Origin of the sequence: Mesorhizobium sp. M2E.F.Ca.ET.219.01.1.1 (genome assembly GCF_004016445.2) — a bacterium.
Taxonomy (GTDB): Bacteria; Pseudomonadota; Alphaproteobacteria; order Rhizobiales; family Rhizobiaceae; genus Mesorhizobium.
On sequence record NZ_SADT02000235.1, the window covers coordinates 1 to 294 of the forward strand.

Here is a 294-nt window from a genome sequence, read left to right on the forward strand (position 1 = left end):
GATCGACCACTACTTCCGGCTGCGATTTGACGCGGACGGCGACAAGATGAACATTGGCGCCGATGAAGACGGCTAACAGCACCGCCACGACTGCAAACCACTTGAGCCGGGTGTTTGCCCGCCTTCGCGCCGATAGACCGGCAATCATGGCCGCCGTTCTCATTTGGCCTGCCCAAGCTGGCCGACATAGAGCGCGAGCAGCTTGATCTCCGCCGGCGTCAGCCGCGCGTTCCAGTTCGGCATGTGCCCCTGGCGGCCGGAATAGACCGTCGAATACACATCCTGGAGCGTGCC

At 62.6% G+C, this 294-nt stretch carries 1 pseudogene; it reads right to left on the reverse strand.

The features are described from left to right. Positions 1-159: 159 nt before the first annotated feature. Positions 160-294, reverse strand: a pseudogene (locus EN862_RS37600) (cytochrome-c oxidase, cbb3-type subunit III); the annotation flags it as partial.